The following is a 19,768-nucleotide window of genomic DNA, read 5'->3' on the forward strand; positions in this document are numbered from 1 at the left end:
TAGAAGGCGCTCGGTTCAGTCTGAGGCCGGATTCACCGCCAGAGCCGCACGGTGCAGGAAGGCGCGTTCGGCCGCGTTGCCGCTGCGGGCGATCGCCGCCTCATACGCCTGTGCCGCCTCCGCCCCACGGCCCAGGCGGCGGAGCAGGTCAGCGCGGATCGCGTGATAGAGGTAGAAGCCGTCCAGGTCGAGGTCGTCGACCAGGGCGAGTGCCGCTGACGGCCCGTTGACCTCGGCCACCGCCACCGCCCGGTTCAACGCGACCACCGGGCTCGGGGCCACGGCGGCGAGCTGGTCGTACAACTGGAGGATCTGCCCCCAATCGGTGGCCGCCGCCGACGGCGCGTCACTGTGCACCGCGTTGATCGCGGCCTGGATCTGGTAAGGCCCGGGTCGGCCGCGTCGCAGGCAGGCTCGGACGATGGCCTGGCCTTCCGCGATCAGGGAGTGCTCCCAGCGGGCCCGGTCCTGGTCGGCCAGGAGCACCAGGTCGCCGTCCGGGGTGGTGCGGGTGGCTCGCCGCGACTCGATCAGCAGCATCAGCGCGAGCAATCCGAGGACCTCGGGCTCGTCGGGCATCAGCGCGGCCAGCAGGCGGCCCAGCCGGATCGCCTCGGCGGCGAGGTCCTCGCGGGTCAGCCGATCGCCGGAGCTCGCGGTGTAGCCCTCGTTGAAGATCAGATACACCACGGCCAGCACGGATCGCAGCCGGGCCGGGAGGTCGGCGTCGGCGGGTACGCGATAGGGGATGCGGGCGTCGCGGATCTTGCCTTTGGCTCGGACCAGGCGCTGGGCCATGGTCGGCTCGGGGACCAGGAAGGCGCGGGCGATCTCCGCGGTGGACAGGCCGCCCAGCAGTCGCAGGGTGAGGGCGACCTGGGCGGTGGTGGCCAGCGCGGGATGGCAGCAGGTGAAGATCAGACGCAGCCGGTCGTCACGCACGGGACCCTCCTCGGCCGGTTCATCGGGGACGCGCAGCCTGGCGGCCTCGGCGTACCGCCGGTCGCGGCTCGCCTCGCGGCGCACCCGGTCGATGGCCCGGTTGCGGGCGGTGGTGATGATCCAACCGTCGGGGCTGGGCGGCAGACCGGTGGACGGCCACCGCTTGACCGCCTCGGCGAAGGCCTCCTGGACCGCCTCCTCGGCGAGATCGATGTCGCCGAGGACACGCACCAGGACCGCCACGGCCCGCCCGTACTCCTCCCGGAACACACCCTCGATATCCGGCGCCATCGGATGCGGCTCCATCGGATCGGGTGGCATCGGGTCGGCTGCCATCGGGTCCCGCCTGGTCGGGTCAGGCGGTGTCGGGTCGGGCAGGGTCCGGTCAGGCGTGGTCGGGTCGGGCAGGGTCCGGTCGGGCATCAACGGGTCGGGTGGCGTCTGACTCGGCGTCACCGGATCGGGCGGTGCTGGGTCGGGCGTGATCGGGTCCGGGGTCATCGGATTGGGCGGACCTCTATGGGCAGGGTGGTGGCCTGGGCCATCTTGCCGGCCCAGATGAGGGCCGCGTCCAGGTCCGGGGCCTCGACAACGGTGAAGCCGCCGACGTGTTCCTTGCCCTCGGTGAAAGGGCCGTCGGTCATCAGTACGTCGCCGTTCTGGGCGCGGAGCACCGTGGCCGTGGTCGGTGGGTATAGACCCACGCTGAAGACCCACGCACCGGCGGCCCGCAGCTCCTGGTTCAGTGCTTCGAGGTCGTCCATGATCTTGGCGAGGATCGGCGGGGCCGGTGGTGGCCCGTCCGGCTGGTACACACTGAGCAGGTACTCGGTCATCGGGTCTCCCTCTGGTAGGTGGCGATCACTACGCCGGTGGTGGTCGTTACGCTGTCCGTCAGCCGCAGCGGGCGGGAGGCGCCGTCGTCGGCGAACAGCCGGCTGCCGGTGCCCAGCACCAGCGGATGCGTCAGCAGGACGTACTCGTCGATCAGATCACGGCGAGCTAGCTGTCTGACCAGGTCCAGGCTGCCGATGACGCCCAGGGTCGGGCCGGGCTGCGCCCGCAGCCCGGCCACGGCCTCGACCGCGTCGCCGTCCAGCAGGGTCGAGTTGGCCCACGGCAACGGCTGGGACGGCGTCCGCGATGCCACGTACTTGTGTGTCCGGTTGAGCACCTCGGTGAACGGGTTGCCGTCGTTCTGTTCGGGCCAGTAGCCGAACAAGTCCTCGTACGTGCGGCGGCCCAGCAGCAGGCTGCCCTCCTCGGCCATCCGCCGCCCCATGACCGCGCCCATGATGTGGTCGCTGTAGGGCAGGGCCCAGCCGCCGTGGCTGAAGCCGCCGCGCGGGTCCTCGTCCGGGCGGCCCGGCGCCTGCGCCACCCCGTCGAGCGTCACGCTGCTGGTCACGACAATCTTCATGGCGAGCTTCTCCTGTCGGATTTGGCGTCGTTCTCGTGCCGGCGTCTCACCCTTCACACGAATCGCGATGGCCCGGATCGACAGGGGAGCGCGAAATTTCTCAGATGAAGTCGAGCAGGGCGCGGTCGACCTCTTCGGGGAAGGTCCGGCCGATGTTGTGCGGGCCGCCCTCCACCTCGATGAACGGGACACCCTTGATGAGCCCTGGCAGACGCCGGTCGGTGCCGTCTAAAGCACAAGAGATGTTGCACAATGGCTCTTGTGTATTTAGGGTGGCGTCATGTCCCAGATCACCGACTCCAGGGTGCTCGCGGCCATGGCGCACCCGGTGCGCCGGCGCCTGCTCGACCTGTTGAAGATCCACGGCCCCGGCACCGCGAGCGCGCTGGCGCAGCGCACGGGCGAGGCGGTGGGCAATGTCAGCCACCACCTGCGCGCCCTGGCCGGCGCCGGGCTGATCGAGGAGGCGCCCGAGCTGGCCCGCGACCGGCGCGAGCGCTGGTGGCGGCGCACCTCGGAGAAGTTGTGCTGGTCCTCCACGGACTTCGCCGAGGACGCGGCGGGCGAGGCCATCGCCCGCGCCCTTGAGTCGCTCAACCTGGAACGGCAGGTCGGCCACGTACGGCGCTGGGCCGACCAGCCCCAATCCGAGCATGAACGCTGGCAGCGTGGCCCGTTCTCCACCGAGACCTGGATCCAGGCGACCGACGACGAGCTGGCGCAGTTCGCCGCCGAGATCATCGCCGTCATGGACAAATGGGCCGAGCGAGACATCCCCGACGATGGCCAGGAACGCGCCACCGTCTTCACCTTCGCCCGTGGCGTTCCGGGGCGGCCATGACGGCCGAGACGCTTACCAAGCCCAGGTTCGGCCTGCTCCGGAAGCGTGACTTCCGGCTGCTGTGGATCGGCGAGAGCGCCAGCAGCCTGGGCAGCGCGGTCACCGGAGTCGCGCTGCCCATGGTCGCGGTGACCGTGCTGCACGCCTCCCCGTTCGCCGTCAGCGTGCTGGCGGCGGCCGTCTGGCTGCCGTGGCTGCTGGTCGGCCTGCCCGCGGGGGCCTGGGTCGATCGGCTCTCCCGGCGCAGGGTGATGCTCGCCGCCGACTGGGTGTCGATGGCGGCCTTCCTCAGCGTTCCGGCCGCGGCCCTGCTCGGCGTTCTGACCACCGGCCAGCTCGTCGCGGTCGCGCTGGTCGCCGGGACGGCGAAGGTGTTCTTCGCGACCGCCTACCGGGCGTACCTGCCGTCGCTGGTCGAGGACCGCGACCTGCTGGAGGCCAACGCGAAGCTGCAGGGCAGCGAGCAGGTGGCCAACCTGACAGGGCCTGGCGTGGCCGGGCTCCTCGCCCAGCTCGCCTCCGCGCTCGGCGGTCTGGTGGTGGACGCGGTGAGCTTCGCCGTCTCGGCGCTCTGCCTGATGCGCGTCAGGCACGTCGAGATCGTGGAGCCGCGGCCCCGGCGACGGCTGCGCAGCGAGATCAGGGACGGGCTGCGCACGGTGGTGGGCGACCCGCTGCTGCGCGGCAACATGTTCTACGGCTGCGTGGCCAACCTGGCGCTGACCGGCTACCAGTCGCTGCTCGTCGTCTTCCTGGTCGGCGACATCGGCCTGTCCGCGGGCACGACAGGCGCGCTGCTCGCGGCCACCAGCGCGGGAGGCGTCGCCGGCGCCTTCGCCGCCCGACCGCTGGCGGCCCGGCTGGGCAGCGCGCGGGCCGTCCTGCTCGGCAAGGCCGGCCTGGCGCCGCTGGGCCTGCTGATCGCGTGCGCGGATCGCGGCGTCGGGTTGGTGCTGTTCGTGGCGGCCAGCATCACGATCATCGGGGGGATCGTCGCCGGGAACGTGATCTTCAGCGGGTTCACGCAGTCGTACGTGCCCGGCGAGCTGATGGGCAGGGTGAGCACCAGTATCCAGGTGGTCAACTTCGGCGCCATCCCGCTCGGCGCCCTGGTGGCGGGCACGCTGGCCGAGGCGTTCTCCGTGCGCGCGGCCCTGTGGGTGATGCTGGGTGTCTTCGCGCTGAGCGGCCTCATCCTGCTGGCGAGCCCGCTGCGGCGCCTGCGCGACCTGCCCGCGGGCCGGATGCACACGCGGACCGGCTCGGCGGTCGGCTTGGCCGTCTCGGACTGAGTGGTGGGCTCGGCCGTCCCGAACCGAACGGTGGGTTCGGCTGTCCCGAACTGAGCGGACGGGCAGGCTTGTTCGGTGGTGGGCTCGGCTGTCCCGAACTGAGCGGAGTCGTAGCGTCCGCGAGGGTCACGGGCCCGATCGGGCGCGGCACGGCGCCGATGAGCCGGGCGGGTGGGCCGGTTCAAGCGCAGCTCAAGCCCCAGATGTCCGGCGCAGAACTGTCGGTGCCAACAGGCATGATGGCCCTATGACCGACGAGCCCCCCATCACCGTCCTGGCCGACGAAACGGCCTACGCCGAAGCCGTGCAGCTTGCTGTCGACTCCGCCGCCGCCTACTACACCGACGGCACCTCCACCCGCGACGACGACACCTACGACCGGCTGGTCCGTGGCATCGAGGCATATGAGGCCAAGCACCCCGACCAGGTGCTGCCCAACTCGCCGACCGGGAAGGTGGCCGGCGGGGCGGTGGTCGGGGATGTGCCGCATACCGTGCCCATGCTGAGTCTGGACAACGTGTTCGGTGCTGAGCAACTGGCTGAATGGGCCGCCGGGCTGGAGCGGAGGCTGGGGCGGGCGGTGGCCGCCTGGAGCGTGGAGCCCAAGCTCGACGGCCTGGCGATCTCGGCGCGCTACCGGCACGGCCGCCTGACGCAGCTCGTGACCCGGGGAGACGGCGTCGCCGGCGAGGATGTCTCCCACGCCATCGGCACGATCGTCGGCCTGCCCGACCGGCTGGCCGAGGCGGTCACGGTGGAGCTGCGCGGTGAGGTGATGATGACGGCCTCGCAGTTCGAGGACGCCTGCGCCAAGCGGCAGGCGCATGACGGCACCACGTTCGCCAATCCGCGCAGCGCGGCGGCGGGCACGCTGCGGGCACAGGACCGGCCGTATGTGTGCGAGCTGACGTTCTTCGGCTACGGCGCGCTGCCCCACCCCGATGACGGCTCCGAGCCGGCCGTGCGCCTGCGCGAGCTGCCGCACAGCGAGGTCATGGCGTGGGTGGCCGGGCAGGGAGTGCAGACCACGGCGGCCACGCCGGTCGCGGGCATCGTGGCCGAGTCGCTGGAGCAGGTTCAGGAGCGCGTCGAAAAGATCGCCGCCGTCCGTCCGGAGCTGCCGTTCGGCATCGACGGCATCGTGATCAAGTGTGATCTGGCGGTCGACCAGGTGGCGGCCGGGTTCAGCTCACGAGCGCCGCGCTGGGCGATCGCCTACAAGCTACCCGCCACCGAGAAGATCACCAAGCTGATCGGCGTGGAGTGGAACACCGGCCGCACCGGCATCATCGCCCCCCGGGCCGTGCTGGAGCCGGTGGAGCTCGACGGCAGCACCGTCACCTACGCCACCCTGCACAACGTCGCCGACATCACCCGCCGCGGCCTGATGCTCGGCGACAGCGTGACCGTCTACAAGGCGGGCGACGTCATCCCGCGCGTGGAGGCCCCGGTGGTGCACCTGCGCACCGGCGACGAGCAGCCGATCGAGATTCCCCAGGTCTGCCCGTCGTGCGGTGACGCCATCGACGCCTCGCAGGAGCGCTGGCGATGCGTGCGCGGGCGCCAGTGCCGGGCGATCGCCTCCATCGCCTACGCCGTCGGCCGTGACACCCTCGACATCGAGGGGCTCGCGGAAAACCGGATCCAGCAGATGCTCGACGCCGGGCTGATCGTCGACTTCGCCGACCTGTTCACCTTGACCCGCGAGCAGTTGCTCGGCCTGGAGCGGATGGGCGAGATCAGCACCGACAATCTCCTGGCCGCCATCGAGCGGGCCAAGGCCCAGCCGCTGAGCAGGGTGTTCTGCGCGCTGGGTGTGCGCGGCACCGGGCGGTCCATGTCCCGCCGCATCGCCCGGCACTTCGGCATGATGGACGCCATCCGCGCCGCCGGGGCCGACGGGGTGCAGGAGGTGGAGGGCGTCGGGCCGGAGAAGGCCACGCTGCTGGTCGCCGAGCTGGCCGAGCTCACCGACCTGATCGACAAGCTGGTGGCCGCGGGGGTCAACATGACCGAGCCCGGGGGCGCCACGCGTCTGCCGGCGGGCGAGGAGCCGACTGGCGAGACGAAGGAGGCGCGGCCGCTGGACGGGATGTCGGTGGTGGTGACCGGAGCCATGAGCGGGCCGCTGGCGGAGCTGACCCGCAACGAGGTCAACGAGCTGGTCGAGCGTGCCGGCGGCAAGTCGTCGTCGAGCGTCTCAGCCCGGACGTCACTCCTGGTAGCCGGGGAGAAGGCAGGGTCGAAGCGGGCCAAAGCCGAGCAGCTCGGGGTGCGGATCGTCACCCCTGAGGAGTTCGCCGAGCTGGTCGCCGCCTACATCGGCAAGAACCTGGACTAGTCGCCGCCTACACCAGCAAAAGTCTGGATTAACAGCAGGTTTCCGCCGTGACACATGTTGATTGCTCGTTACGCCAGTGAGTTACATGTAACGAACGCACAGCCACGGATCGTCAAAGTGCGTAACGCGCGATTCCTACATTCGGGTTCTGGCCGCCGAACGGCCGAGTTGGCCAAGTGGGCCGAGTGTAGGAGGAACGATGGCGCGCTGGATCGCCGAGTGGCACCCCGACGACAAGGCTTTCTGGGAGAGCACCGGCAAGCGGATCGCCCGGCGCAACCTCGCCTTCTCGATCCTGGCCGAGCATCTCGGGTTCACGGTGTGGACGCTGTGGAGCATCGTGGCCGCCAAGATGGGCGCCTACGACTTCTCCACCGACCAGCTCTTCTGGCTGGTGGCGCTGCCCAACCTCATCGGCTCCGTGCTGCGCGTCCCCTACACCTTCGGGCCGGCCAGGTTCGGTGGCGCCACGTTCACCACGGTCAGCGCGTTGCTGCTGGTCATACCGGCGGTGCTGCTCGGGCTGGCGGTCAGCGATCCGGGCACGCCGTACTGGATGTTCCTGGTGATCGCGGCGCTGGCCGGGGTCGGCGGCGGCAACTTCGCTTCCAGTATGGCGAACATCACCTACTTCTACCCGCGCTCGCGGCAAGGCGTGGCGCTCGGGCTGAACGCGGCCGGTGGCAACATCGGGGTCAGCTCCGTGCAGCTGGTCATGCCGCTGGTGATCGGCGGGTTCGGGCTGGCGGCCGCCGGGTGGTTCTGGGTGCCGCTGGCCGTCGTGGCCGCCGCCTGCGCGTGGTTCTTCATGGACAACCTGTCGAGCGCCAGGGCCAAGCCGCGTGAGCAGCTGGCGGTGGCCGGGCGGGCGCAGACGTGGATCATGTCGTTCCTGTACATCGGTACGTTCGGCTCGTTCATCGGCTACTCGACGGCCTTCCCGCTGCTGGCCAAGAGCCTGTTCCCCGGCTCGCCGTGGGCGGCGGTGGCCTTCGTCGGCCCGCTGCTCGGCTCGCTGATCAGGCCGGTGGGCGGCTGGCTGGCCGACAAGATGGGCGGCGCGCCGGTGACCCTGTGGAACTTCGCCGCCATGGGCGTCGGTGTGGTCCTGGTCTGGCTCGGCAGCACCTCGGGCGACTTCTGGCTGTTCTTCCTGGCCTTCCAGATGCTCTTCCTCACGGCGGGCGTCGGCAACGGCTCCACCTACCGGATGATCCCCGCGATCTTCCAGGCCAAGGCGGTGGCCGAGCGCGGCACCGGCGAGGAGGCCCTGATGTACGGCAAGCGGCAGGCGTCGGCCGCCATCGGGATCATCTCCGCGGTCGGGGCGCTCGGCGGCTTCCTCATCAACCGCGCGTTCGGGATGTCGTTCGCCGAGACGGGGAGCCCGGCCACCGCGTTCGTCGGGTTCGGCGCCTTCTACGTGGCCTGTTTCGCGCTCACCTGGTGGTGCTACACGCGCAAGGTCGGCGTCTCGCTGGTCGGCAGTCTGGCCCACGCCCGTGTCTGAGGACGCCGTGGTGACCGCGACCCACTGCCCGTACTGCGCCCTCCAGTGCGGCATGACGATCACCGCCACGGGGACCGACATCACGATCACCCCGCGCACCGACGTACCGGCCAACTCCGGCGGGGCCCTGTGCCAGAAGGGCTGGACGGCGGCCGACCTGCTGACCAACGGCGAGCGCCTGACCACGCCGCTGCTCCACGGCCGGCCCGTGGCCTGGGGCACCGCCCTCGACTACGTCGCCGACCGGCTGACCGCCATACGCGCCGTGCACGGCCCCGACGGAGTGGCCGTGTTCGGCGGCGGCGGGCTGACCAACGAGAAGGCCTACCAGCTCGGCAAGTTCGCCAGGGTCGCGCTCGGCACCAGCCAGATCGACTACAACGGCCGCTTCTGCATGTCGTCGGCCGCGGCCGCCTCGCTCAGGGCGTTCGGGCTGGACCGCGGCCTGCCGTTCCCCATCACCGACCTGGCCGAGACCGACGTCGTGCTGCTGGCCGGCGGGAACGTCGCCGAGACCATGCCGCCCTTCGTCCGCCACCTGACCGGGCCGCGGCTCATCGTTATCGACCCCCGCCGCACCGCGACGGCCAAGCTGGCCTGGCTGCACCTGCAGCCCACGCCGGGCACCGACCTGGCGCTCGCCCTCGGGCTGCTGCACCTGGTCATCGCCGAAGGGCTCGTCGACGAGGACTACGTCGCCGCCAGGACTTCGGGCTTCGAGCAGGTCCGTACGTCGCTCGCGTCCTGGTGGCCCGAGCGGGTCGAACGCGTCACCGGCGTGCCGGTGGCCAGGATGCGCGAGGCCGTACGCGCGCTCGCCTCGGCCGGACGGGCCGCCGTGCTCACCGGGCGGGGAGCCGAGCAGCACGCCAAGGGCACCGACACCGTCACCGCGTTCATCAACCTGGCCCTGGCGCTGGGGCTGCCCGGCCGCCCCGGCTCCGGGTACGGCTGCCTGACCGGCCAGGGCAACGGCCAGGGCGGCAGGGAGCACGGTCAGAAGGCCGACCAGCTGCCCGGCTACCGCAAGATCGACGACCCGGCCGCCCGCGAGCACGTCGCCGCGATCTGGGGCGTACGACCCGAAGAGCTGCCCGGCCCGGGACGCTCGGCGTACGAGCTGCTCGACGCGCTAGGGACGCCCCAGGGGCCGCGCGCCCTGCTGGTCTTCGGCTCCAACCCGGTGGTCTCCGCGCCGCGCTCCGCGCACGTGACCGAGCGGCTGGACGCGCTGGACCTGCTGGTGGTCTGCGACATCGTGCTGTCGGAGACGGCCGCACGGGCCGACGTGGTCTTCCCCGTGACGCAGTGGGCCGAGGAGACCGGCACGATGACGAACCTCGAGGGCCGGGTCCTGCTGCGCCGTCAGGCCGTACCCGCTCCCGAAGGGGTCAGGAGCGACCTGGAGATCGTCCGGGAGCTGGCCGGCCGGCTCGGCCACCGGTTCTCGGCCGAGCCGCGGGAGGTGTTCGAGGAGCTGGGCCGCGCCAGCGCGGGCGGGGTGGCCGACTACGCGGGCATCACCTACGAGCGGATCACCGAGGAGACCGGCGTGTTCTGGCCGTGTCCGTCGCCGGACGACCCCGGCCGGCCGCGTCCGTTCCTCGACTCCTTCGCCACTCCCGACGGGCGCGCCAGGTTCGTGCCCGTCGAGCACCGGCCCGCGGCCGAGGAGCCCGACGACGACTACCCGGTCTACCTGACCACGGGCCGCGTACTCGCCCAGTACCAGAGCGGCGCGCAGACCCGCAGGATCGCCGCCCTGTCCAAGGCCGCGCCGGAGCCGTTCGTCGAGCTCCATCCCGACCTCGCCGAGCAGCTGGCCATCACCGCCGGAGACGTCGTACGGGTGCTCAGCCGGCGGGGCGAGAGCACGGGGGTCGCCAGGGTCAGCGACTCGATCAGGCGCGACACCGTCTTCATGCCGTTCCACTGGGAGGGAGCCAACCGTCTGACCAATCCCGCGCTCGATCCGTCATCGCGGATGCCGGAGTTCAAGGTCTGCGCCGTCAGGGTGGAGAAGGTCGCATGAGGCTCGTCGTAGTGGGGAACGGAATGGCCGGGTCGCGGCTGGTCGGTGAGGTGCGGGCACGTGATCCGCACATGCCGGTCACCGTGTTCGGCGCCGAGACCTGGCAGCCCTACAACCGGGTGCTGCTGTCCAACGTCCTGGCCGGGAGCTCGGGTCCCGACCAGGTGCGGCTGCTCGACCCGAGCTGGTACGCCACACACGACGTCGAGGCCGTCTTCGGCACCGAGGTGGTGCGCGTCGACAGGAACGCCCAGACGGTGATCACCGCCGACGGGCGGAGCACACCGTACGACGTGCTGGTCCTGGCCACCGGCAGCGAGGCGATCGTTCCGCCGGTGCCGGGAGCCGAGCTGGCGATCCCGTTCCGCACGCTCGACGACTGCCACCGCATCCTGGCGGCGGCCGAGCACGGACGCAGAGCGGTGGTGGTCGGCGGCGGCCTGCTCGGCATCGAGGCCGCGCGCGGGCTCGCCGGGCGCGGCCTGCCAGTGACGCTGCTGCACCTGGCCGGCCATCTGATGGAGCGGCAGCTGGACGCCGAGGCCGGGCTGGTGCTCGGCGAGACGCTCACCGGGCTGGGCGTGGACATCCGCACCGGCGTGACGGCCGAGGCCATCCTGGAGGAGGGCGTACGGCTGTCCGACGGCGAACTGGTCGAGGGCGACCTCGTCGTGCTGGCCTGCGGCGTGCGGCCCATGACGGCCCTGGCCAAGGAGTCGGGCCTGAACGTCCGGCGGGGCATCGTCGTGGACGACGAGATGCGTACCGAGGACCCGGCGGTGTTCGCCATCGGCGAGTGCGCCGAGCACGAGGGCACCGTCTACGGCCTGGTCGCCCCCGCCTGGGAGCAGGCGGCCGTCGCCGCCGAGATCATCACCGGCGGCAAGGCGCTCTACCGGGGCTCGCGGCTGGTGACCAGGCTCAAGGCCAGGAGTGTCGAGCTGGCCGCGATGGGCGAGACCCACCTCACCGAGGAGCACGCCGAGGTGGTGCGCTTCACCCACCGGGCCCGCGGTACGTACCGCAAACTCGTCATCCGCGACGGCCGGCTGGTCGGCGCGATCCTGCTGGGTGACACCGACGCCGTCGGCACGCTCACTCAGCTGTTCGACCGCGGCGGGCCGCTGCCGGGTGATCGGGCCGGGCTGCTGTTCCCCGGCCTGGGGGCGGTCACCGTGGCCGACAGCCCGGTGCTGATGCCCGACGCGGCGAAGGTCTGCCAGTGCAACAACGTGACCAAGGGCCAGATCAGGGCGTGCTGGGAGGCCGGCGCGCGGGACGTGGCCGGAGTGGCGGCCGCGACCAGGGCCACGACCGGGTGTGGGACGTGCCGGGATGCCGTGGAGGGCATCGTCGGCTGGCTGTGTGAGCAGGAAGGGATCTCGGCATGAGCAAGATCGTTGTCGTCGGTTACGGACCCACCGCCCACCGGCTCGTCGAAACGCTGCACGAGCGGGGCTTCGGCGGCCAGGTCACGGTGATCGGCGAGGAGCCCCGCCCCGCCTACGACCGGGTGGCGCTGACCTCCTACCTGTCGGGGACCAGCGTCGAGGACCTCACCTACCCGGTGCCGCCGGGCACGGTGACCAGGCTCGGCGGGCGCGTCACCGGGATCGACCGCGCGGCCCGTACGGTCACGCTGGCCGACGGATCAGCCGAGTCGTACGACGTGCTCGTGCTGGCGACCGGGTCGGCGCCGTTCGTGCCGCCGGTGCCTGGCGCGGAGCACGCCTACGTCTACCGGACGATCGACGACCTCGACGCGATCAGGATGGCCGCCAAGGACGCGACCGAGGGCGTGGTGGTCGGCGGCGGGCTGCTCGGCCTGGAGGCCGCCGACGCGCTGCGCGGGCTGGGACTCAAGACGCACATCGTGGAGATGAGCCCCTGGCTGATGCCCCGGCAGGTCGACGAGGGCGGCGGCTCGGTGCTCAAGAGCCACATCGAAGGGCTCGGGCTCAGCGTGCACGCGGGCGCGGGCGTCAAGGAGATCGTCGCGGGCGAGCGCGGCGTCACCGGCCTGCGCAAGCCCGACGGAACGCTGCTCGACGCCCAGATCGTCGTCTTCTCCGCCGGGATCAGGCCGCGCGACGAGCTCGCCCGCGCGAGCGGGCTGGAGGTCGGCGAGCGCGGCGGCATCACGGTGGACGCCGGGATGCGCACCTCGGACCCGGCGATCTACGCGATCGGCGAGTGCGCGCTGGCGGGCGGCATGGTGTACGGGCTGGTCGGGCCGTGCTTCACCATGGCGGAGGTGGCCGCGGACCGCATCCTGGGCGGGGCCGCCACCTTCGACGGGGCCGACATGTCCACCAAGCTGAAGCTGCTCGGTGTCGAGGTGGCGCAGTTCGGCGCGATGGACGGGGCGCTCGACGTCACCTACATGGACCCGGTGGCCGGCGTCTACAAGAGGCTGTTCATCAGCGACGACGCCAAGACGCTGCTCGGCGGCATCTGCGTCGGCGACGCCTCGCCGTACGGGTCGCTGCGGCCCTTCGTCGGCAAGCCGCTGCCCGCGGCGCCGTCCGACCTGCTGTTCACCGGGTCGGGGGCGGAGCTGGAGCTGCCCGACGACGCGCAGGTGTGCTCGTGCAACAACGTCAGCGCGGGGACGGTCCGCACCGCCATCGCCGACAAGGCGCTCACCGACGTGCCCGGGGTCAAGGCGTGCACGCGGGCGGGCACCACCTGCGGGAGCTGCGTGCCGATGCTCAAGCAGCTCCTGGAGAAGTCCGGGGTCGAGCTGAGCAAGGCGCTGTGCGAGCACTTCGCCTACTCCAGGGCCGAGCTGTACGACATCGTCAGGGTGCGCGGCATCAGCACCTTCTCGGAGCTGGTCTCCGCGCACGGGCAGGGCAGGGGCTGCGACATCTGCAAGCCGGCCGTGGCCTCGATCCTGGCCTCGCTGCACAACGGGCACGTCCTGGACGGCGAGCGGGCGGCCCTGCAGGACACCAACGACGCCTTCCTGGCCAACATCCAGAAGAACGGCACCTACTCGGTCGTCCCGCGTATCCCCGGCGGCGAGATCACGCCGGACAAGCTCATCGTGATCGGCGAGGTGGCCCGCGACTTCGGCCTCTACACCAAGATCACTGGAGGGCAGCGGATCGACCTGTTCGGGGCCCGCGTCGAGCAGTTGCCGCAGATCTGGCGGCGGCTCGTGGACGCCGGGTTCGAATCGGGCCACGCCTACGGCAAGGCGCTGCGGACGGTGAAGTCGTGCGTCGGCTCGGCTTGGTGCCGCTACGGCGTCCAGGACTCCGTCGGCCTGGCCATCGACCTGGAGCTGCGTTACCGCGGCCTGCGCGCGCCGCACAAGCTCAAGTCGGCCGTGTCCGGCTGCGCCCGTGAGTGCGCGGAGGCCCGCTCGAAGGACTTCGGGGTCATCGCCACCGAGCAGGGCTGGAACCTGTACGTCGGCGGCAACGGCGGCTTCAAGCCGCGCCACGCCGATCTGCTGGCGGCGGATCTGACCACCGAGGAGCTGATCAGGACGATCGACCGGTTCGTCATGTTCTACATACGGACGGCCGACCGGCTGCAGCGCACCGCCGCCTGGCTGGAGTCGCTCGATGGCGGGCTCGACTACCTGCGACAGGTGATCATCGACGACTCCCTGGGGATCTGCGCCGAGCTGGACGCCCAGATGGAGCACCACGTCGCCACGTACGTGGACGAGTGGCAGACGACCATCGATGACCCGGACAAGCTCGGCAGGTTCGTGAGCTTCGTCAACGCGCCCGGGGTCCCTGACCCGTCCATCGTCTTCGAGACCGAACGCGACCAGATCAAGCCCGTGGAGGTGGCTGCCCGATGAGTGGTTGGATCCCAGTCTGTGGCTATCAGGGACTGCTGCCGGAGCGCGGGGTGTGCGCTCTGGTGGACGGACGGCAGGTGGCCGTCTTCCGTACGTTCGACGGCACCGTCCACGCGATCGGCAACCTGGACCCGTTCAGTGGGGCGCAGGTGCTGTCGCGGGGTATCGTCGGCACCCGGCAGGGGGAGCCGACTGTGGCGTCGCCCCTGCACAAGCAGGTGTTCTCGCTGGTGAGCGGGGTGTGTCTGGATGAGCCGGAGTTCTCTGTTCCGGTCTATCCGATACGGGTGGAGGCCGGGCTGGTACAGGTGGGTACGGGCGCCTAGCGGGCGCCAGGGTCGCTTCTATGGTTCGGCCAATACGTCCGCCGGTGGGTACACGTGGGCTGCCTGATGTCCCACCGGCAGGACACAGCGCCGGTCGGAGTCGACGCTGTCGCAGCGCTCCGCGTCGTCGCGTTGCGGCAGGGGCTCGGGTTCGGGGGTAGTGCTCAGGATGGTCTCCAGGTGCGGCACTCGTTGGACGCTATCGGCGAGGCGGCGGCCGTTTGGTCGCGGCCCGGCAACGATCCAACCTCTGAACGATCTCATCAACTCCTGTGAAGGTTACTGTGAGCAATCCCAGGGGCTGAGGCGGCAGCTGGTAAAGGGGTCGTCCGGAGTGGACAAATGGCGCATTCGTGACGGCTTTTGCGGGGAATCACCCCGCTATGAGCACAAAATCCCAGGCCAGAGCACTCCTGCTGGCGGCAGTCGTCCCGGCGTTGCTCGTCACGGGCTGTGCCGCGGGCGGTAACGATATGCGACTCATGGGCGCGGCGGCATCGCCGATGCCCTCCGAATCGGGCCCCTCACCGTACGAATCGGAGTCGGGCACCATGAGCCCGATGCCATCCGAGTCGGGCAACATGAGCCCCGAACCATCCGAGAGCGCGTCGATGGCGCCGATGACCACGCCACGCGCGGCCGTAATGGCGTTCTTCGACGCCGCCAAGGCCGGAGAGCCGGACAAGGCCGTCGAGGCGTTCGCCACCGACGGAATGGCGGCCGTGGAGGGCAAGCCGACCGCACAGGGCACCGACGCGCTGACCACACTGTTCAAGGAGCTGTTCAAGGCGAAGATGATCGCCACGCACACCATCGACGAGACACGCATGATGGGCGATGTGGCCTTCGTCCGGACCACCAGCACCGAGGGCAGCGAGAAGTATCGGGAGTTCTTCCTTCTCAAGAAGTCCGGCGGCGAGTGGAAGATCGAGCGCTACATCAACAACACCGTGTCGCAGTGAGCGGGCCGGGTCAGCGCTCGTAAGCCCCTGACGGAACCAGCCCCCAGCGAGACCATGGCCGCCACAGTGGCGGCCATGGCCATGCGCGGTGGGCCTTAGGGCGAATTAGCGTGGGGGCATGCAGGATCTTTCGGCGTTTCAGCATCCGCGCTTCGCCCGCATGTACGAGCGGCTCAGCGCCGAGGCCGAGCGGCACGGCATGACCGGGCTGCGGCGCCGGTTGCTGTCCGGGCTCAGCGGCCGGGTGGTGGAGGTGGGCGCCGGAAACGGGCTGAACTTCCCGCACTATCCCCCGCGGGTCTCCGAGGTCGTCGCCATCGAGCCGGAGGACCGGCTGCGCGCCCTGGGGGAGCGGGCCGCGGCCCTGGCGCCGGTGCCCGTCACGGTGGTGCGGGGGCATGGCGGTTCGTTGCCGTACGAGGCCGGGTCGTTCGACGCGGCCGTGGTGTCGCTGGTGCTGTGCTCCGTCCCCGACTCGGCCGTACTGCTGGCCGAGTTGCGCAGGGCGCTCAGGCCGGGTGGCGAGTTGCGCTTCTTCGAGCACGTACGCTCGGCGAACCCGGTCCGGGGCGTGCTGCAGGATCTCATCACTCCGCTGTGGCGGCTGATGGCCGGAGACTGCCGGCCCAACCGGGACACCGGGGCGGCGATCCGGGAGGCGGGGTTCGTGATCGAAGACTCCGACCGGTTCGTCCATCGGGCTACACCGGGGTCGCCGGCCCTGACCCACGTTCTCGGCCTGGCCCGCAGACCCTAGAGGTCGCGTTCCTGCTGGTCGAGGATGGCGACGGAGATCGCCACGGCGGCGCCGGGATCGCCGTCCTCGATCGCCCGCAGCAACTCCTCGTGCGACCCGTCGAGCACCAGCGCCGCCTGCTCCATGTGGCGGACGCTGTCGCGCAACGCCTCGCTCATGCTCCGGTAGAGGTCGCCGAGCAGCGGGTTGTGCGCCGCGTCCGCCACTCGCAGGTGGAAGTCGACGTCCGCGTCGGCGAACGCGTCCACGTCGCCCGCCCGTCCGGCCGCGTCCCGGCGTACGAGCGCCTCCCGCAGGCCGGTGAGGTCCTGCTCGGTCCGCTTCCCGGCGGCCAGCCGGGCGGCCACCATGTCGAGGCCACGTCGCACGTCGATGATGTCCATCGCGGCCGCCTTGGCCAGCCGCCTGCCCAGCGCGACCTGCGACTCGTCGACCGCCGTGACGTAGGTGCCGTCGCCCTGGCGAGTGGTCAGCAGCCCGGAGTGGGCCAGCACGCGTACGGCCTCCCGCACCGAGAGCCGGCTCATGCCGAGGGTCTCCGCGAGCCGGAGCTCGGACGGGATCTTGGTCCCCACCGGCCACGCGCCGCTGGTGATCTCCCCCCGGAGCTCCTCGATCGCGGCGTCCACGAGGGAGGTCCGCGCCACGTTTCGCATGAGCCGTTCGCCGATTCTCAGTGATTGCCTAAAGGAAACCGTATCCTAAGCGGCCGTCAGGTGATCGGTCATCGGCCGGGGTCAGCGCTCGCAGACGAGGCCGTCGCCGTCGCGGTCCTGGTACCAGGCGTACTCGGGGTCAACGCCCTTCCGGTACGGGCCGTACCCGGCGGCGTTGGCGTCACCACAGGTCCGGTAGCGCGGGTCGTTGGCGCCAGAAGTCGGAGTGGGAGTCGGGGTGGGGGTCGTCGTGCCGGTGTCGCACTTGCCGGACCAGATGCGCAGCTTCTGCCGCTTGGCCACGGCCTCCTCGCTCCGCATCACCTTGATGTAGCGATCATTCGGTTTGACCAGGACCGCCTTCGCGTAGCCGTACCGGACGAGGTTGCGGTTGACGTGCACGCCCTTGGCGTTCCACACGTAGAACAGCCGGCGGCCGAAGCCGTCCACGGGCTTCTTGTCGGCGACGACGTACGCGAGCCGGCCGACCGGCAGCAGCGCCGCCGTGCGCTGGGTCGCGGCCTTGCCCCAGCACTGGCCGCGCTCGGGAGCGTCCGACTCCAGGAACATGACGCGCGCCTTCTTGCCGCCGCCGGTCGTGACGTCGATCGTGTCGCCGTTCACGATCTTGGCCACGCGTACGCTCATCGCGCCCTTCGGCACTCCGGCGGGAGGTCCGGCGGCGTACGCGGGAGCGGGAACGGCGAGCAGGACGACGGCGGTGAGGCTGATGACGCGCATGGGCCCTCCATGGGATCGGGGTGGATCGGTTAGAGACTGGAGAGGACGCCCCGTCGTTCACGTAGGTGCACTCACGTCACTGGCCGGATGCGGCCATATCCGCCCGACACGCCCCTGCACGTAGGTGCACCGGATCTTGTCAGGCCCCCTGCCGGGTGAGAGATTGCGGGTACTTTGGCGCCCATCGTCTCGGAGGACACGCGTGCCTCAATTACGCCCGGCCCTCATCGCCGTCGCCCTGACCATGGCGATCGCGAGTCCCGCGCAAGCGGCCGCCGGACCCAGGATCACCGTTGATAACGGCCGTACGCAGCCGGTCTTCTCCTACGCGGACGCAGTCCGCGAATACGTCTACGTCGAGTCGAGCGTCGACGGCGATTCCGACGGCCGGCTGGACAGGGTACGCGTCGACATCATTAGGCCCAAGGAGTCCGGTCCCCGGCTCAAGGTGCCGGTGATCATCGACGAGAGTCCGTACTACGACAATTCTGGACGTGGCAACGAGGCGGAGCGGAAGGTCTACGACGCCGCCGGGAATGTCACGAAATTTCCGCTCTTCTATGACAACTATTTCGTGCCGCGCGGCTACGCCGTCCTGAACGTCGACATGCTCGGCACCACCAAGTCCGAGGGCTGCCCGGACATCGGCGGCAAGGCGGACGTCCTGGGCGGCAAGGCCGTCGTGGACTGGCTGAACGGCCGGGCCAAGGCCTACCGCGCGGACGGCACCCAGGCCGTGGCCGACTGGACCACCGGCAAGGCCGGAATGATCGGCAAGTCCTACGACGGCACGCTGGCCAACGCCGTCGCCGCCACCGGCGTACGCGGCCTGGAGACGATCGTGCCGATCTCGGCGATCAGCTCCTGGTACAGGTACCAGCGCTCGAACGGCGTGGTCTACAACTACGACTACGCCTCCTGGCTGGCCAACTACGTCGACACCGACCCCGAGGCCAAGTGCCAGGCCGTACGGGATCGCATGGACGCCGAGGACGGCGACGACACGGGCGACTACAACGCCTTCTGGGCCGAGCGCGACTACGTCAACGGCCTGCTCGGCGATGCCTCCAAGGTCAGGGCCAGCGTCTTCGTGGTGCACACCGCCAACGACCTGAACGTCAAGCCGGACAACTTCTCCACCTGGTGGCAGGCCCTGGCCAAGCGGAACGTACCGCGCAAGATCTGGGTGGGCCAGTACCAGCACGTGGACCCGTTCGACTTCGAGGGCCGCAGGGACGTGTGGGTGGACACGCTGCACGGCTGGTTCGACTACTGGCTGCAGGGCGTGCGCAACGGGATCATGAACGCCCCGCGCGCCGACGTGCAGACTGGCCCGACGCAGTGGATCACCCAGCGCGACTGGCCGGCGCCGTTCGCGACGAACGTCCCGCTCCGCCCGGCCGCCGACGGCTCGCTCGGCCTCGCCGCCGCCAGGCGCGACGCCAGCGCGTCCTTCACGGACGTGCCGCTCGACGAGGAGGAGATGATCGCCGACGTCGGTACGGCCAAGCCGGGCCGGGTGGCGTTCACCAGCGGCGCGCTCCCGCTCGACCTGCGCCTGTCCGGCACGCCCACGGCCGACCTGCGGGTCAAGCTCGACAAGCCGGCCGCCAACCTGACCGCCCTGCTCGTCGACTTCGGCGAGGCGAACCGCGTCGACTGGGGGCGCGGCCAGGGCATCACCACGCTCGCCGAGGAGGACTGCCACGGCGACAGCACCGCCGCCGACGACGCCTGCTACCGCAAGGTGACCACGAACACCGTGACGCGGCCCGCCGAGATCGTCGCCCGCGGCTGGATCGACGTGCAGAACCGCGACTCGCTCAGCGCGCCGTCGCCGCTGCCGGTCGGGACGTGGGGCAGGGTCAAGTGGCAGACGCTGCCGCACGACTACACCTTCCGGAAGGGACACCGGATCGCCCTGGTGGTCGCGGGCACCGACACGACCTACACCTCTGAGGCGGGCACGGGCGCGAACGTCACGCTCGACCTGGCCAGGAGCAGTGTGATCGTGCCGTTCACGCAGGGGGCGCCGCTGGTGGACGTGCCGAAGGACACGACCCAGTTCCGCGGACCGGCGCGGATCGACCTGCCGGAGCCGGAGAACTCCTTCTTCTAGCGTTCGCGT

Annotated in this window: 17 protein-coding genes; 11 read left to right on the forward strand and 6 right to left on the reverse strand. The window is 70.7% G+C overall.

The window, feature by feature from the left end:
- Nucleotides 1-15: 15 nt before the first annotated feature.
- The 4 genes from AB0J16_RS29555 to AB0J16_RS29570 form a co-directional block, all read right to left on the reverse strand.
- Complete coding sequence (locus tag AB0J16_RS29555; RefSeq protein ID WP_358545168.1) at nucleotides 16-1,443, reverse strand: sigma-70 family RNA polymerase sigma factor; 1,428 nt, start codon at nucleotides 1,441-1,443, stop codon at nucleotides 16-18.
- Nucleotides 1,440-1,778, reverse strand: a complete 339-nt coding sequence (locus AB0J16_RS29560; protein WP_358545170.1) for a YciI family protein — start codon at nucleotides 1,776-1,778, stop codon at nucleotides 1,440-1,442. The genes AB0J16_RS29555 and AB0J16_RS29560 overlap by 4 nt, the downstream gene beginning before the upstream one ends.
- A complete protein-coding gene (locus AB0J16_RS29565) occupies nucleotides 1,775-2,362 on the reverse strand; it encodes a dihydrofolate reductase family protein (RefSeq protein ID WP_358545171.1) in 588 nt (195 codons plus the stop codon). The genes AB0J16_RS29560 and AB0J16_RS29565 overlap by 4 nt, the downstream gene beginning before the upstream one ends.
- 100 nt (nucleotides 2,363-2,462) lie before the next feature.
- A complete protein-coding gene (locus AB0J16_RS29570; RefSeq protein ID WP_358545173.1) occupies nucleotides 2,463-2,615 on the reverse strand; it encodes a hypothetical protein in 153 nt (50 codons plus the stop codon).
- Nucleotides 2,616-2,642: 27 nt separating this feature from the next.
- Between AB0J16_RS29570 and AB0J16_RS29575 the strand changes: the two genes are divergently transcribed.
- The 10 genes from AB0J16_RS29575 (at nucleotide 2,643) to AB0J16_RS29620 (ending at nucleotide 16,243) form a co-directional block, all read left to right on the forward strand.
- Nucleotides 2,643-3,203, forward strand: a complete 561-nt coding sequence (locus AB0J16_RS29575; RefSeq protein ID WP_358545174.1) for a helix-turn-helix domain-containing protein — start codon at nucleotides 2,643-2,645, stop codon at nucleotides 3,201-3,203.
- Nucleotides 3,200-4,495 carry an MFS transporter gene (locus AB0J16_RS29580; protein WP_358545176.1) on the forward strand — a complete coding sequence of 432 codons (1,296 nt, stop codon included), beginning with the start codon at nucleotides 3,200-3,202 and terminating at the stop codon, nucleotides 4,493-4,495. Before AB0J16_RS29575 ends, AB0J16_RS29580 begins: the two co-directional genes overlap by 4 nt.
- Nucleotides 4,496-4,742: 247 nt before the next feature.
- Complete coding sequence (gene ligA / locus AB0J16_RS29585) at nucleotides 4,743-6,836, forward strand: NAD-dependent DNA ligase LigA (RefSeq protein WP_358545178.1); 2,094 nt, start codon at nucleotides 4,743-4,745, stop codon at nucleotides 6,834-6,836.
- A 199-nt stretch (nucleotides 6,837-7,035) separates the two neighbouring features.
- On the forward strand, nucleotides 7,036-8,346 hold the full coding sequence (locus tag AB0J16_RS29590; RefSeq protein WP_358545180.1) for an MFS transporter: 1,311 nt from the start codon (nucleotides 7,036-7,038) through the stop codon (nucleotides 8,344-8,346).
- 10 nt (nucleotides 8,347-8,356) lie between these two features.
- Nucleotides 8,357-10,378, forward strand: a complete 2,022-nt coding sequence (locus tag AB0J16_RS29595; protein WP_358545182.1) for a molybdopterin-dependent oxidoreductase — start codon at nucleotides 8,357-8,359, stop codon at nucleotides 10,376-10,378.
- A complete protein-coding gene (locus AB0J16_RS29600) occupies nucleotides 10,375-11,769 on the forward strand; it encodes an FAD-dependent oxidoreductase (RefSeq protein ID WP_358545184.1) in 1,395 nt (464 codons plus the stop codon). Before AB0J16_RS29595 ends, AB0J16_RS29600 begins: the two co-directional genes overlap by 4 nt.
- Nucleotides 11,766-14,198: a nitrite reductase large subunit NirB gene (gene nirB / locus AB0J16_RS29605; protein ID WP_358545186.1), complete on the forward strand. Its 2,433-nt coding sequence runs from the start codon at nucleotides 11,766-11,768 to the stop codon at nucleotides 14,196-14,198. The genes AB0J16_RS29600 and nirB overlap by 4 nt, the downstream gene beginning before the upstream one ends.
- Nucleotides 14,195-14,524 (forward strand): nitrite reductase small subunit NirD, encoded by a 330-nt coding sequence (gene nirD, locus AB0J16_RS29610; protein WP_225289070.1) that lies wholly within the window; start codon nucleotides 14,195-14,197, stop codon nucleotides 14,522-14,524. Before nirB ends, nirD begins: the two co-directional genes overlap by 4 nt.
- A gap of 560 nt (nucleotides 14,525-15,084) precedes the next feature.
- A complete protein-coding gene (locus AB0J16_RS29615; RefSeq protein ID WP_358545188.1) occupies nucleotides 15,085-15,486 on the forward strand; it encodes a nuclear transport factor 2 family protein in 402 nt (133 codons plus the stop codon).
- A gap of 118 nt (nucleotides 15,487-15,604) precedes the next feature.
- Nucleotides 15,605-16,243, forward strand: a complete 639-nt coding sequence (locus AB0J16_RS29620) for a class I SAM-dependent methyltransferase (protein ID WP_358545190.1) — start codon at nucleotides 15,605-15,607, stop codon at nucleotides 16,241-16,243.
- On the opposite strand, the gene AB0J16_RS29625 is transcribed toward AB0J16_RS29620, so the two are convergent.
- Together AB0J16_RS29625 and AB0J16_RS29630 are read right to left on the reverse strand one after the other, a co-directional pair.
- Nucleotides 16,240-16,899 carry a FadR/GntR family transcriptional regulator gene (locus tag AB0J16_RS29625; protein ID WP_358545192.1) on the reverse strand — a complete coding sequence of 220 codons (660 nt, stop codon included), beginning with the start codon at nucleotides 16,897-16,899 and terminating at the stop codon, nucleotides 16,240-16,242. The genes AB0J16_RS29620 and AB0J16_RS29625 overlap by 4 nt on opposite strands.
- 81 nt (nucleotides 16,900-16,980) lie before the next feature.
- A complete protein-coding gene (locus AB0J16_RS29630; protein WP_358545194.1) occupies nucleotides 16,981-17,640 on the reverse strand; it encodes a thermonuclease family protein in 660 nt (219 codons plus the stop codon).
- Between the two features lie 202 nt (nucleotides 17,641-17,842).
- On the opposite strand from AB0J16_RS29630, the gene AB0J16_RS29635 reads away from it, so the two are divergent.
- Nucleotides 17,843-19,759: a Xaa-Pro dipeptidyl-peptidase gene (locus AB0J16_RS29635; RefSeq protein ID WP_358545195.1), complete on the forward strand. Its 1,917-nt coding sequence runs from the start codon at nucleotides 17,843-17,845 to the stop codon at nucleotides 19,757-19,759.
- The last annotated feature ends 9 nt before the right edge of the window (nucleotides 19,760-19,768 follow it).

Origin of the sequence: Nonomuraea sp. NPDC049750 (genome assembly GCF_040659625.1) — a bacterium.
In the GTDB taxonomy this organism is placed as follows: domain Bacteria; phylum Actinomycetota; class Actinomycetes; order Streptosporangiales; family Streptosporangiaceae; genus Nonomuraea.

Bases quoted from the DNA above. Each gene is read 5' to 3' on its own strand.
- AB0J16_RS29555 (WP_358545168.1), bottom strand. From the start codon at position 1,443: ATGACCCCGGACCCGATCACGCCCGACCCAGCACCGCCCGATCCGGTG.
- ligA (WP_358545178.1), top strand. From the start codon at position 4,743: ATGACCGACGAGCCCCCCATCACCGTCCTGGCCGACGAAACGGCCTAC.
- nirD (WP_225289070.1), top strand. From the start codon at position 14,195: ATGAGTGGTTGGATCCCAGTCTGTGGCTATCAGGGACTGCTGCCGGAG.
- AB0J16_RS29575 (WP_358545174.1), top strand. From the start codon at position 2,643: ATGTCCCAGATCACCGACTCCAGGGTGCTCGCGGCCATGGCGCACCCG.
- AB0J16_RS29560 (WP_358545170.1), bottom strand. From the start codon at position 1,778: ATGACCGAGTACCTGCTCAGTGTGTACCAGCCGGACGGGCCACCACCG.
- AB0J16_RS29630 (WP_358545194.1), bottom strand. From the start codon at position 17,640: ATGCGCGTCATCAGCCTCACCGCCGTCGTCCTGCTCGCCGTTCCCGCT.
- AB0J16_RS29565 (WP_358545171.1), bottom strand. From the start codon at position 2,362: ATGAAGATTGTCGTGACCAGCAGCGTGACGCTCGACGGGGTGGCGCAG.
- AB0J16_RS29600 (WP_358545184.1), top strand. From the start codon at position 10,375: ATGAGGCTCGTCGTAGTGGGGAACGGAATGGCCGGGTCGCGGCTGGTC.
- nirB (WP_358545186.1), top strand. From the start codon at position 11,766: ATGAGCAAGATCGTTGTCGTCGGTTACGGACCCACCGCCCACCGGCTC.
- AB0J16_RS29615 (WP_358545188.1), top strand. From the start codon at position 15,085: ATGCCATCCGAGTCGGGCAACATGAGCCCCGAACCATCCGAGAGCGCG.
- AB0J16_RS29620 (WP_358545190.1), top strand. From the start codon at position 15,605: ATGCAGGATCTTTCGGCGTTTCAGCATCCGCGCTTCGCCCGCATGTAC.
- AB0J16_RS29590 (WP_358545180.1), top strand. From the start codon at position 7,036: ATGGCGCGCTGGATCGCCGAGTGGCACCCCGACGACAAGGCTTTCTGG.
- AB0J16_RS29580 (WP_358545176.1), top strand. From the start codon at position 3,200: ATGACGGCCGAGACGCTTACCAAGCCCAGGTTCGGCCTGCTCCGGAAG.
- AB0J16_RS29625 (WP_358545192.1), bottom strand. From the start codon at position 16,899: ATGCGAAACGTGGCGCGGACCTCCCTCGTGGACGCCGCGATCGAGGAG.